The organism is Micromonospora sp. BQ32 (assembly GCF_059358895.1).
The window spans coordinates 36437-49279 of the sequence record NZ_JCADBI010000022.1; the positions used below are offsets into that span (position 1 = coordinate 36437).

At 71.3% G+C, this 12843-nt stretch carries 10 protein-coding genes; 3 read left to right on the forward strand and 7 right to left on the reverse strand.

The features are described from left to right. Nucleotides 1-23 precede the first annotated feature (23 nt). Nucleotides 24-704 carry a PASTA domain-containing protein gene (locus AC5L30_RS29770; RefSeq protein ID WP_494871317.1) on the reverse strand — a complete coding sequence of 227 codons (681 nt, stop codon included), beginning with the start codon at nt 702-704 and terminating at the stop codon, nt 24-26. A 122-nt stretch (nt 705-826) separates the two neighbouring features. On the opposite strand from AC5L30_RS29770, the gene AC5L30_RS29775 reads away from it, so the two are divergent. Continuing rightward, nucleotides 827-2269, forward strand: a complete 1443-nt coding sequence (locus AC5L30_RS29775) for a hypothetical protein (RefSeq protein WP_494871319.1) — start codon at nt 827-829, stop codon at nt 2267-2269. A 44-nt stretch (nt 2270-2313) separates the two neighbouring features. Here the strand turns inward: AC5L30_RS29775 and AC5L30_RS29780 are convergent, their stop codons facing one another. After that, entirely contained in the window at nt 2314-3792 is a 1479-nt protein-coding gene (locus AC5L30_RS29780) for a glutamate-cysteine ligase family protein (RefSeq protein ID WP_494871320.1), read from the reverse strand. 311 nt (nt 3793-4103) lie between these two features. Next, nucleotides 4104-4685 carry a YceI family protein gene (locus AC5L30_RS29785; RefSeq protein ID WP_112583969.1) on the reverse strand — a complete coding sequence of 194 codons (582 nt, stop codon included), beginning with the start codon at nt 4683-4685 and terminating at the stop codon, nt 4104-4106. A 99-nt stretch (nt 4686-4784) separates the two neighbouring features. On the opposite strand from AC5L30_RS29785, the gene AC5L30_RS29790 reads away from it, so the two are divergent. Beyond that, nucleotides 4785-5303, forward strand: coding sequence for a MarR family winged helix-turn-helix transcriptional regulator (locus tag AC5L30_RS29790; RefSeq protein WP_494871322.1), 519 nt, complete (start codon nt 4785-4787; stop codon nt 5301-5303). Between the two features lie 229 nt (nt 5304-5532). Here the strand turns inward: AC5L30_RS29790 and AC5L30_RS29795 are convergent, their stop codons facing one another. From AC5L30_RS29795 to AC5L30_RS29805, 3 genes are all read right to left on the reverse strand, one after another. Continuing rightward, nucleotides 5533-8187: an ATP-binding protein gene (locus AC5L30_RS29795; protein ID WP_494871324.1), complete on the reverse strand. Its 2655-nt coding sequence runs from the start codon at nt 8185-8187 to the stop codon at nt 5533-5535. A 133-nt stretch (nt 8188-8320) separates the two neighbouring features. Further along, nucleotides 8321-9469 carry an acyl-CoA dehydrogenase family protein gene (locus AC5L30_RS29800; protein ID WP_406060517.1) on the reverse strand — a complete coding sequence of 383 codons (1149 nt, stop codon included), beginning with the start codon at nt 9467-9469 and terminating at the stop codon, nt 8321-8323. Nucleotides 9470-9547: 78 nt separating this feature from the next. Beyond that, entirely contained in the window at nt 9548-11080 is a 1533-nt protein-coding gene (locus AC5L30_RS29805) for an acyl-CoA carboxylase subunit beta (protein WP_494871326.1), read from the reverse strand. Between the two features lie 168 nt (nt 11081-11248). Between AC5L30_RS29805 and AC5L30_RS29810 the strand changes: the two genes are divergently transcribed. Then, nucleotides 11249-11809, forward strand: coding sequence for a snapalysin family zinc-dependent metalloprotease (locus AC5L30_RS29810; RefSeq protein ID WP_494871328.1), 561 nt, complete (start codon nt 11249-11251; stop codon nt 11807-11809). Nucleotides 11810-11863: 54 nt separating this feature from the next. Here AC5L30_RS29810 and AC5L30_RS29815 read toward each other — a convergent pair whose 3' ends face one another. Next, on the reverse strand, nt 11864-12784 hold the full coding sequence (locus tag AC5L30_RS29815) for a hydroxymethylglutaryl-CoA lyase (RefSeq protein WP_494871330.1): 921 nt from the start codon (nt 12782-12784) through the stop codon (nt 11864-11866). Between the last annotated feature and the right edge of the window lie 59 nt (nt 12785-12843).

Here is a 12843-nt window from a genome sequence, read left to right on the forward strand (position 1 = left end):
CGATTGGACGAGCCAGCCTGGGATCAGGGCGTGGGTTTCGTGGTCGGCTGGTCGACGGAGCCACACCAGATGCTGACCTGGTCGTTCCACCGGGCCGGGCCGTCCTCGGCGGGCTCCTGCCGACTGACCTTCCCGGTACGTCCGCTGACGTAGCGCGGGTAGAGGCCCTCGTCGACCAACTCGTCGGCGGCGTCGGCGCAGTTCTCGCCGACCACGTCCGGCACTTCGGCGGCCGGCGCCGGCCCGGCGACCTGGAGCTGGACCGTCGTCCCCCGGGCGACCTCGGTGCCCACGTCCGGGGTGGTGCTCTCGACCGTACGACCAACACCGCCACCGAAGACCAGCCGCCAACCCAGCCGCTGCTTGCGCAGGGTTTCCCGGGCCTGCTCGAAGTCGGTGCCGATCACCGGTGGCACGGTCAGACCGGCCCCCTTGGTGGAGGTGGCGGACGTCTGGACCGCCGAGGGTGATGGCCGGCCGCTGCTCGGTCGGGGTGCGGTGGCCCGGCTGGTCGCCGCGCCGGCCGTGGTCGAAACGGCCAGCGGGTCACCAGCGGGTGTGTCGTCCTCGCCGGCCAGCAACCAGCCACCGGTCGCGCCGACGGCGGCGAGCAGCACCGCCGCCAACCCGCCACCGAGCACGACGCTGGCCCGGCCCGCACCGCCACCGGCGGCATTCTGCTGGCCCGTGTTCGTGTCCGTCATAACGCCCACCGCCTCATCACCGGCGACCGTACCGCCCGCCGCCCAATCCGCCGCACCGGCGGTCCACACCGGCGGGTCGTTGCGACTCGCCGCGCCGACGACGGGACGTTACGCTGCCCGGCATGGCCAGACAGGGCTGGGGAGTGTCGATCGCGACGGCGATCGGGGTCGCTGCCGGCGCGGGTGCCGCACAACTGGGCTTCGGCTACGGGCTCGGCGTCATCACCTGGACGCCCACCGATGCCGGTGCGACCGACACAGCCTGGGCGGACGGCCTCGCCTGGGCCACCTGGCTCGCCGCCAGCTCGACGGTGCTCGGCGCGGTCTGCGCGCAGCGGCTCCACCACCGGGACTCTCCGGCGGAGACCGCGGTCCTTCCGGAAACCGCGACCGACGGTGTTACCCGCGACGAGGGCCCGCAGCTCGGCGACCGGGCACCGGAGCACGAGACCCCGGGTGACGGGCGTCCACCGACCGCCGAGACCACCCCGTCGAAGGTGGCGGAAACACCACCGCCGGTGGCCGAGCCGCCGGTGCGCGACCGCGGTGGCCTGCTGCGGCGGGTGACCCTGGCGCTCGGCGCCGGGTTGGGCGGGCTGGTCACCGTGCTGTTGATCGCCGTACCCGCGCGGGTCGCGACCGGCGCGGACACCGGCGCACCGCAACGGACGGCCGCCGTACAGGCGGCGCTGGGCATCCTGATCGGCGTTCTCGTCGCGATCTGGGCGCTTCGCTCCCGAGCCGCCGCGGTCAACGTGACCGCGACGGCCGCCTGGCTCTGGCTGCTCGCGGTGATCTCGGTGATCGACGGGGTACGCGTCGGACGAGGGTTGACCGGCGCGCAACTCGGTACCTGGCAGCTCGACCCGGACCACGCCCGGTACTGGATCGGGGGCCAGCTCTACTGGCCCGGTGCGCTGCTGGCACTGGTACCCGCGCTGCTGATCGGCGCACTGGCCGCCCGGCGGTCCGCCCGCTCGGGCGGGCACCGCGTGGGTGCGGCGGCCTCCGGCGCGGCCGGCCCGGCGCTCGTCGCGCTCGCCTACCTGACCACCCTGCCGCACTGGTCGACGCTGGGCCCCGCGCAGCTCTCCACCCAGCTGATCGCCCCGTACGCGGTGATCGCCGGCATCGGCGGCTCGGTGCTGGCCGCCCTCCTCGGCGAGCGGGCCGAGCGGCACCACGCAGCCGACCGGAGCCGCTCGGCCGAGCGGAGCGCGGTTGCCCGGAACGCGGTGGCCGACCCGGCCCCGGTCGCCGAGACCGACCCCGCACCGCCGCTTCCCGGCTCGACGGCCAGGGCCACGGCATCGGCGGCCGGAACCGCAGCCTCGACGGCCGGAACCGCGGCCCGGCGCCGGAGGGCCGACGCCCCACCGCAGACGCCCCGGGCGGGCTCACTGCCGGACGACGCCACTGCCACACCGCAGGTGCCCGCGCAGCGTTCCGACCCAGACCTCGCGGATCCGGCCCGTTCCACCGAAGCGACAGCGGCAGCAGACCTGACCCCCGCCAGCCGGCGCACCCGAGCAGCCCGCCGCGCCACCCGCCCCACCACCGACTAACCCCGCCCTACCCCGGGGAGGGGGTGGAGCAGGGTGGGGTGGGGTTAGGTGGATGGCCAGGTGTGGACGGGTTGGTTGGTGCGCTGGAGTTCGGCGTAGCGCTGGACCATGTGGTGCAGCGCGGCCGTCCGGTCCATGCCGTGGTGGCGCTCGGCCGCCCAGACCGCCTCGGTCTGCCAGACCGCGCCGTTACGACCGGTACGGCAGCGCTGCTCGATGATGCCGAGCAGCCGGTCCCGCTGCGCCGGGGCGACACCGAACCCGTCCAGGCCGGCGGCGGCGGTGGGCAGCAACTGCTCCAGGACCAGCTTGGTGACCGGCACGTCGCCGAGCCCGGGCCAGTGCAGCACGGCGTCGAGGCCACGTCGGGCGGCGGCGTGGAAGTTCTCCTCGGCCGAGCTGAAGGTGAGTTGACTCCAGATCGGCCGGTCGGCCTCGGCCAGACCGCGTACCAGCCCGAAGTAGAAGGCCGCGTTGGCGAGCATGTCCACCACCGTCGGACCGGCCGGCAGCACCCGGTTCTCGACCCGTAGATGGGGGCGGCCGTTCATGATGTCGTAGACCGGACGGTTCCACCGGTAGACCGTGCCGTTGTGCAGTCGCAACTCCCCGAGCTGTGGCACACCGCCGGCGTGCAGGACCTCCACCGGGTCCTCGTCCTCGCAGATCGGCAGCAGCGGCGGGAAGTACCGGACGTTCTCCTCGAACAGGTCGAAGATCGAGGTGATCCACCGTTCGCCGAACCACACCCGCGGCCGTACGCCCTGGGCCTTCAGTTCGTCCGGGCGCGTGTCGGTGGCCTGCTGGAACAGGGCGATCCGCGTTTCAGCCCACAGTTGGCGGCCGTACAGGAAGGGGCTGTTCGCGCCGACCGCCACCTGCACCCCGGCGATGGCCTGGGACGCGTTCCAGTAGTCGGCGAAGCTGTCGGGGGCGACCTGGAGGTGGAACTGGAGGCTCGTGCAGGCAGCCTCGGGGGCAATCGAGTCGGTGTGCGTCCGCAACTGCTCGACGCCCCGGATGTCCAGCTCGATGTCCTCGCCCCGGGCGCCGACGATCTGGTCGTTGAGCACCCGGTAGCGCTCGTTGGTGGAGAGATTGTCCTCGACCAGGTGCCCCTCGGTGAGGGTGGGCAGGATGCCGACCAGGACGATCTTCGCGTCGGATCTGGCGGCACGCTCGTCGGCCCGGGAGAGGCTGCCGCGCAGGTCGTGCTCGTAGTCGGCGAAGCCGGCGCCCTCGATCAGTCGGGGCTCGGCGTTGAGTTCCAGGTTGAACTGCCCCAACTCCGTCTGGAAGAGGGGGTCCGCGATGTCGGCGAGAATCTCCTCGTTGCGCATCGCCGGCTCGGCCACCGAGTCGACCAGGTTGAGCTCGATCTCCAGGCCGGTCATCGGCCGGTCGGCGTCGAAGCCGAAGTCGTCGAGCATCAGGGCGAAGACATCCAGGCACCGCCGCACCTTCTGCCGATATCGGACGCGATCATCCCGGGTGAAGGCGCCCTCTGAGACGTCCCTGCCCATGTGTCCTCCCGACGGCCGGCGCGGTCGGGATCCTGCCGTCCCGGAAGCGCTTTGTGAAGCATCCACGGTAAGAGCGCCCACCTGACCGGGGCCAGAGGCCGACGACGGTGATCCGACGACGGCCGGCACGGACGCGCTCGTGGCGCCATCTGTACCCCGTCGGAGACCGGCTGGACCCGATGGCGGTGCCAACAACTCGTGACAATTACCACGAGTGGAAACGACGCAGGGCCCGCGCCGACGTGCGGCGCGGGCCCTGCGTACCGGATCACCAGGAGGATCCCCCCTGGCCCTCCGGCGATCCCAGCGGATCAGGCCTGACGGACGGCCTCACCCTCGATCTCAATCTTGATCTTGCGGCTGACCAGCACGCCACCGGTCTCCAGGGCGACGTTCCAGGTCAGGCCGAACTCCTCGCGGTCGATCTCGGTGCTCGCGGAGAAACCGAAGATGTCCTGGCCGAACGGGCTGCGGCCGACACCCTCGAACTCCACCTCCAGCTCGACCGGACGGGTGACGTCCTTGATGGTCAGCTCACCGGTGAGCACGAACTCGCTGCCGCGACGGGACTTGACCCCGGTGCTGCGGAACTCCAGCGTCGGGAACTTCTCGGCGTCCAGGAACTCGGGGCTGCGCAGGTGCGCGTCCCGGTCGGCCTGGGTGGTGTCGACGCTGGCGGCCTGAATGGTGGCGACGACCGACGACTGCAGCGGGTCCTCGGCAACGGTGATGGTGGCGGTCGCCTCGTTGAACTCACCGCGGACCTTGCTCACCATCATGTGCCGGGCAACGAAGCCGACCCGCTTGTGCGCCACGTCGAGCGCGTAGGTGCCGGCCGCCGGGATGGTGAGGCCGTCCCAGTCGCGGGTAACCGCATCGATGCTGCTGGTCATGCTGCTGTCCTCCAGGAGATTGTTTAGTAGCCCAACGACTGCTTGAGCAACTATAACTTCAACAACATTCCCCGTGTCAAGCACTGGTATGATGAACGAGTGACCAACGTCTTCGACGATCCCCGGATCACCGCCGTCGGCCTGCTCTTCGAGGCACACGCCGGGCTGTCAGCCCGGTTCACCGCCCAACTCGAGGAGCACGGCCTCTCCGCGGTCGAGTTCGAGGTCATCACCCGACTGGCCCGCTCGCCGGGCAACCAACTACGCATGACCGACCTCGCCGCACAGACCTCCCTGTCGACCAGCGGGGTGACCCGGGTGGTGGACCGGATGGAGCGCGACGGGTTGCTCACCCGCCGGGCCTGCCCGAACGACCGACGCAGCTCGTACGCGGTGGTCACCGCCGCTGGGATGCAACGCCTGAACGAGACGCTGCCCGGGCACCTGCAGATGATCGAGCAGTGGTTCACCGGGCAACTCGGCCCCGAGGCGCTGGCGGCCCTCCTCGACGGGTTGCGCCGGGTCCGCGACGCCGCGCATCCGTGCGCCACCGCCGGTAGCGACGACGTCAGCCCGGAGCAGGTCCCCGCCACCGACAGCGCCAACCGGCGGCACTGAGAGGCACCCGCTGCCGGGCGGCGGTAGCGGCAGAAAGACCGGCAGAACTGACCCAGCCAAGCTGGAGGATTCGGTCCAAGCCGACTTTCTGCCAGCGCGACGGTGGCAGGCTTCCTGCACCGGGGATCACCGGGGGGTGACGGCGCGGGCGATCAGCGAGGGGTAGCACCAAAGGGGGCTCTTCGCCCGCGCCACTCTCCCGTCGCGACCCTCTCGGGAAAAGCGCAGGCTACTGAACCGGTCCGCCCCGGGCAGCGATCAGCGCGTAGAGCAGGCCCGACTCCTGCGGCAACAGCCGGATGCCGCTCTCCACACAGACCCGGTCCAGTCGATCGAGCACCGCCGGGTCCGCGGTGCTCGCGGCCAGTCCCACCAGCGCCTCCACCGCGTCGCGGCGATCCTGCCCCGCATGGTCGGCGGAGGCGGCGAACCACTCGGCAGCCAACTCACGGTCACCCCGGTGCAGCGCCAGGTTCCCCTCGATCAGCGCACAGAGCCCGACCTCCGACCCACCCCAGGCGAGCGCCGCATCGTCCGAGCGCGGTCGCGGCACGGTCGGACGCGTCGGCAGCGCCTCCACACCCCCGGCTCGCAGCTCCGCCAGCACCTCGGTCGCCTCCGCGACCCGTCCGTCCTGGGCGAGCGCCAGCCCGACGGTCCCGAGCACCCGACGGCGGCGTCCGGGATCACCCAGCTCGGACAGGGCCGTGATCGCCCTCCGGCCACGGTCGACGGCGTCCGCGTACCAGCCCTCCAGACGGGCGACCTCGGCGCGATTGGCCCAGCCCAGCACCCGCAGTCGCTGCTCCCCACTCTCGGCGGCAAGCCGGTCCACCGCAGCGAGCCGGCGGCGGGCCGCGGCCAGGTCGCCCGCGCGGATCTCGTGCCAGGCGAGGCTGTTCTGGGCCACTGCCAGGTCCCGGGTCCGACCGTTGCGGGCAGCCAACCGCAGCAACGCCTCGGCCTGCTCGCGAGCCTCGTCCTGCCGCCCGACGGAGATCAACAGGGTGCCCAGCACGGTCCGCGCCTCCAACTCCCCGGTGACGTCGCCGGCCTGCCGGAAGGTGTCCAACGCCGCGTGGGCCGTCGACAACTCCTCGGCGCCCGCGCCGTGCTCGGCCGCAAGCCGGGCGACCCCGAGGGCGGCCCAGCCACGCAGGAGAGGATCGGCGTCGGCGGTCCGTGGGTCCGCCAGCAGCCGCCGCAGCCACTGCCGCCCGACGACATCGCGTCCGCGGAACCGCCACCAGCGGGTCAGGCAGGCCGCGAGCCGCAGCGCGGTCAACGGGTCGTCGGTAGCCGCGTGGGCCAACGACGAGCTGATGTCACTGCTCATCATGTCCAGCCGGTGCACCGCGTCAGGTAACCGTGGGCCGACCAGGTCGCTGGCGGTCCGTGCCACCAGGCGCGCGATGACCTCCGCATGTCGACGCCGGATGCAGGTCAGCTCACCCGCACCGGCCGCCTGCTCGACCGCGTAGTCACGGACCGCGTCGAGCAGCCGGAACCGGAACGACCCGGTTCCGCGTACGCTCAGCAACCCCAACTCGACGAAGCGGTCCAACAGCGGAACCGGGTCGACCGCGACCGTGCCGTCCCGGTCGGCCTCGTCGGCGAGCATCTCCTCTGCCAACTCCACCGACCAGCGGTTCCCGAAGACGGCCAACTGTCGCAGCGCGGCCTGCTCGTCCGGCGCCAACAGGCGGTAGCTGAACGCCACCGCGTCCCGCAGGGTGACCGCGACCGAGACTGCCACACGGGTGTCGGGTCCGCTCGTCTGGCTGCCGAGCGCCTCCGGTGTGTCCCAGCCCGGGTGGGCGGAGGCGTCGGCGGGAGTAGCCAGGTCGAGCACCCGGTCGCCGTACCGGTCGAGGAGTTCGGTGAGGTCGAGGAGTCGGCCCCGGGCGGCCATCAGCTCGATGGCCAACGGCAGCCCGCCCAACCGGCGAACCAACGCCGCGAGCGCCGGCAGCTCGGCGGGGGTGGGCGGCTCCCGGCGGACCTGAGCGAGGCGAGCGGTGAACAACGCGGCCGCCGGCCACGATTCGAGTCCGGAATGCTCGACCTCCATTGGTGGCACGTCGAGCGGCGCGACCGGCCAGACCCGCTCACCGGGCAACCCGACCGGGTGCCGCCCGGTGACCAGCACCCGCAGCGACGGCAGTGCGCCGATCAACCGGTGCACTGTCGCGGCCACCGGGCCCGGGGCGCGTTCCACCGCGTCCATCACCAGCAGCGCCGGTCGCCCGGCGAGCAGGGCCACGAGTTCGGGCAACCGCGCCACGCCGAGCACTGACATCGAGGCGGCGAGCACGTCCGGACCGTCCGCGCCCTCGCCGACCAGCACCCCGGCAACACCGCCCGGGTGGGCGGAGGCCACCAGGTGCGCCACCGACGTCGCCAGGGCGGTCTTGCCGACGCCGGCCAACCCGACGAGGCTCACCAACCGGGGCCCTCGCTCCGCGGTCAGCATTTCGGCCAGCTCGGTGAGGTCACGCTCCCGGCCGATCAACGCGACCGGCGGCGGGAGCGCGACCGACGGGTCGGCGGGTGCGGACGCCGACGTGGCGTTGCCGCCGACCGTGAACGTCGTCGAGGTGGCGTCCGGCGGGGCCGGTTCGACACCGGCGCCACGGGCCGCGGCCAGGAACGCCGCCCGGCTGGTGCCGGTCAGCGCCAACGCTCCGGCGAGCAACTCGACGGTGGTGCGCTGTGGCCGCATCGACCGGCCACGCTCCAGGTCACGCACCGTCCGCACACCCACCCCGGCCCGGGACGCCAGCTCGGCCTGGGTCAGGCCGGCGGCGCGTCGATGCCCGCGGAGCAGCTCCGGCAGAGTGGTACGGCCAGCCGGGCTCCGCGACCGGTCATGATCCGGAGTCATGGGCACGAAGAGTACGGATCGACTCCGACCATCGGCAGTCGAACGTCGGGCTACTGACGCCCGCTCGCCGAAACCCGACAGCCGTACGGACAGTCCATCCGGAACGACTGGCCGATCAGTGCGGCTGGACCACTCAGAGACCCAGATCCCGAGCGATGATCATGCGCTGCACCTCACTGGTGCCCTCGCCGATCTCCAGAATCTTGGAGTCCCGCCAGAACCGGGCCACCGGGTACTCGTTCATGAAGCCGTACCCGCCGTGGATCTGGGTGGCCTCCCGGGCGTTGTCCACCGCGATCGTGCTCGCGTGCAGTTTCGCGATGGCGGCCTGCCGCTTGAACGGCTCGCCGGCCAACATCCGCGCGGCGGCGTCGTAGTACGCCAGACGGGCGGTGTGTGCCTTCAGCTCCATGTCGGCGATCTTGAACTGGATGGCCTGGTTGGCGCCGATCGGCTGACCGAAGGCGTGCCGCTCCTTCGCGTACTTGATCGACTCGTCGACGCAGCCCTGCGCCAGGCCCACGGCCAGGGCGGCGATGGCGATCCGGCCCTCGTCGAGGATCCGCAGGAACTGCGCGAAACCCCGACCTCGGGCGCCGAGCAGGTTGGCGGCCGGCACCCGGCAGTCGTCGAAGGTCAGCTCGTGGGTGTCCGAGGCGGTCCAGCCCACCTTGGAGTAGCCGGGCGCGACGGTGAACCCGGGCGTGCCGGTCGGCACGATGATCGTCGACAACTCCTTGGAGCCGTCCGGGTTCGTGCCGGTCACCGCGGTGACCGTGACCATGGCCGTGATGTCGGTCCCCGAGTTGGTGATGAACGCCTTCGAGCCGTTGATCACCCACTCGTCGCCGTCCAGCACCGCCCGGGTCTGCGTGCCGGCGGCGTCCGAGCCGGTGCCCGGCTCGGTGAGACCGAAGCCGGCCAGCGCCTCGCCGCTGAGCAGCCGGGGCAGCCAGGTCGCCTTCTGCTCCTCGGTGCCGAAACGGTAGATCGGCATCGCACCCAGCGAGACCGCCGCCTCCAGCGTGATGGCCACGCTGGAGTCGACCCGGGCCAACTCCTCCAGCGCCAGGCAGAGCGCGAAGTAGTCGCCGCCCATGCCGCCGTGCTCCTCGTCGAAGGGCAGGCCGAACAGGCCCATCTTGCCCATCTGCCGGATCACCTCGTACGGGAAGGTGTGCTGCTCGTAGTGCTCGGCGATGACCGGGGCGACCACCTCGCGGGCGAATTCCCGCACGCTCTCGCGCAGCGCCGCTTGTTCGTCGGTGAGCCGGAAGTCCATCTCATCCTCCTGTAAGGACGGTCCGCCTCGGCGCTCGTGACGCCGGGGGCGGGTCGCTGTGCGGGCCCGAGCCGCCGATCAGACCGGGGTGACGCCGTGCCGACGGCGGGAGAAGTGCCGATCCTTGGTACGCGCCGCCGCGAATCGACGGACCAGCTCGGTGCGCAGGTCGTGCGGCTCGACGATGGCGTCCACCACCAGTTCGCTGGCGAGCCGGACGACGTCGATGTCCTGCTCGTACTCGGCGCGCTTGGCGGCGACGAAGGCGGCCCGCTCGCCCTCGTCCGCAATGGCGGCGATCTTGTTGGCATAGACCGCGTTCACGGCGGCCTCGGCGCCCATCACGGCGATCTTCGCGGTCGGCAGCGCGATCGTGGCGTCCGGCTCGAACCCGGGGCCGGCCATCGCGTAGAGACCGGCGCCGTACGCCTTGCGAACCACCACGCAGATCTTCGGCACGGTCGCCTCGGAGATCGCAGTGATCATCTTGGCGCCGTGCCGGATGATGCCCTGCTTCTCCACCGCGCTGCCGACCATGAAGCCGGGCACGTCGCTGAGGAACAGCAGCGGCACGTTGAACGCGTCGCAGAGCTGCACGAACCGGGTGGCCTTGTCGGCCGAGTCGACGAAGAGCACGCCGCCCTTGAACATCGAGTTGTTGCCGATCACGCCGACGACCTGACCGTCGAGACGGCCGAAGCCGATGGTCAACTCCTTGGCCCAGAGCGCCTGGATCTCGAAGAACGAACCCTCGTCGAGCAGGCCCTTGACGTACCGCCGCATGTCGAACGCCTGCCGCTCGCTGGCCGGCACCAGCGCGGCCAGGTCGGCCTTCGCGGGCGCGGCGACCGCGGGCGCGGTCGGCGGCGCTTGCGTCCAGTTCGCCGGCAGGTACGACAGGTAGGTCTTCACGACGTCGAGCGCGTCGGCCTCGGTCTTGCAGAGGAAGTGCCCCACGCCGGATTCGGCGGTGTGCACCTTGGCCCCGCCCATCGCCTCCAGGGTGGTCTTCTCGCCGGTGACCATCTCGACCATCCGGTCGGAGCCGAGATACATGCTCGCGTTGCCGTCGACCAGCGCCACCACGTCGCAGAACGCCGGAATGTACGCCCCACCGGCGGCGCTCGGCCCGAACAGCGCGCAGACCTGCGGGATCGAGCCGGAGGCGCGGACCTGGTTCCAGAAGATCTTGCCGGCACCACGCCGGCCGGGGAAGAGATCGACCTGGTCGGTGATCCGGGCGCCGGCCGAGTCGACCAGGTAGACCATCGGCACACCGGCGCCGTACGCCCGCTCGATGATCCTGATGATCTTTTCGACGGTGCGGGCGCCCCAGCTGCCGGCCTTGACGGTGGAGTCGTTGGCCATCAGGCAGACCTGTCGACCGTCGATCGTGGCGGTGCCGGTGACGACGCCGTCGGCCGGCAACCCCTCGGCGAGCGCGTTGGCGTAGAGACCGTCCTCGACGAACGAGCCCTCGTCGACCAGGAGCGCGACCCGCTCACGGGCGAAGAGCTTGCCCTTGGCCGCGTTGGCCGCGTGGTATTTGTCCGCGCCGCCGGACCGGGCCCGCTTGCGCAGCTGCTCCAGTGCCTCACCGTCGAGCGTCACGCCGACTCCTCCGCCATGCTGACCTGAACGATCGTTAGGCTAGCGCATCGGCGCGGTTGTCGGCGACCTACGAGCGAACCAGACAGCGAAGCCGAGAGCAAGACATTGAAAAACGTGAATACATGTCGCTAGGCTCCTGGCACCCCTCCTCCCAGATCGGAGTCAGCGATGACCTCACGACTCAATCGGCTCGCCGTCGCGTTGCTCGCGACGACACTCGCCACCCTCGGCATCACGGTCGCCAACCCCGCGCCCGCGTCCGCCGCCATGACCATCTGCTACAACACCAGCCAGGCGGGAAGCTACGCCAGCGTCGCCAACCAGGCCGCCTCGATCTGGAACAACGCCACCGTCAACCTGACGCTCTCCGCCAACTGTGGCTCCAACCTGCGCATCTACCGGATCACCGGCGGCGGCTCGTACGCCGTGCGGACCAGCCTCGGCAACGGCCGGGTCTACATCGACACCCAGCAAGCCGCCCAGTACAGCGTGCTGCGGATCATGACCCACGAGATCGGGCACATCCTCGGCCTGCCGGACAACTACAACGGGAACTGCTCGCTGCTGATGTCCGGCGGCAGCGCCGGCACCAGCTGCACCAACCCGTACCCGAGCAGCGCCGAGGCGAGCCGGGTCAGCAACCTCTTCGCCGGCACGTTCAGCGCCACCGACCGCAGCGCGGACATCTTCCGCGACAGCTGGCCGAGCACGCTCACCCCGGTGGGCTGATCGACCTGGCAGGTGGAAGGGGCCGGCGTATTCGCCGGCCCCTTCGTCGCGTCCTCAGCTCGGCAGCGGCGTCAGCCGTGTACGCGGACCGGCCCGCAGCACACCAGACGGCAGCTTCTTGCCGAGCAACTCCTCGGCCAACTCCGCCGCCTCGATCAGCGCCGGCAGGTCGATGCCGGTGTCGATGCCCATGTCGTGCAACATGTGCACGGCCTCCTCGGTGGCCAGGTTGCCGCTCGCCCCCGGCGCGTACGGGCAACCACCGAGACCACCGACGCTGGCGTCGAACTCGGTAACCCCCAGCTCCAGCGCGGTGAGCAGGTTTGCCAGCGCCGTACCCCGGGTGTTGTGGAAGTGCAGCAGGACCGGCACGTGCGCGTTGCGGTCGCGTACCGCGGTCAGCAGCTCGCGGACCCGGCGTGGGGTGCCCATGCCGGTGGTGTCGCCGAAGGCGACCCGGTCCGCGCCGTCACGAACCACCCGGTCCACGATCCCGGCCACCCGCTGCGGGTCGATGTCCCCCTCGTATGGGCAGCCGAAGCTGGTCGCCACGATCACCTCGACCCGCGCCGACGCGCCGTGCAGCAGGTCGATCAGCTCGGCGATGTCGTCCAGCGACTCGTCGGTGGACCGGTTGACGTTGCGTCGGTTGTGCGTGTCGCTGGCCGAGACCACCACCTCGATCTCGGTGAATCCGGCGGCGAGGGCCCGCTGGGCGCCCCGGGTGTTCGGCACCAGCGCGGAGTACCGCACCCCGTCGGCCCGCACCGCCCGCTGCCACACCTCGTCGGCGTCGGCCATCTGCGGAATCGCCTTGGGGTGCACGAACGACACCGCCTCGATTCGGCGTACGCCGGTGCCGGAGAGGGCGTCGAGCAGCCGCACCTTGGCGTCGGTCGGGATCGGGTCCTCGTTCTGCAACCCGTCCCGCGGCCCGACCTCGCGGATCGAGACGGAATCTGGCAGTTGACTCATCGGTCACCTCGCTGTGACGTCGGATCGGGACAGCATGTCGGCCGCTTTGCTCTGCTGCC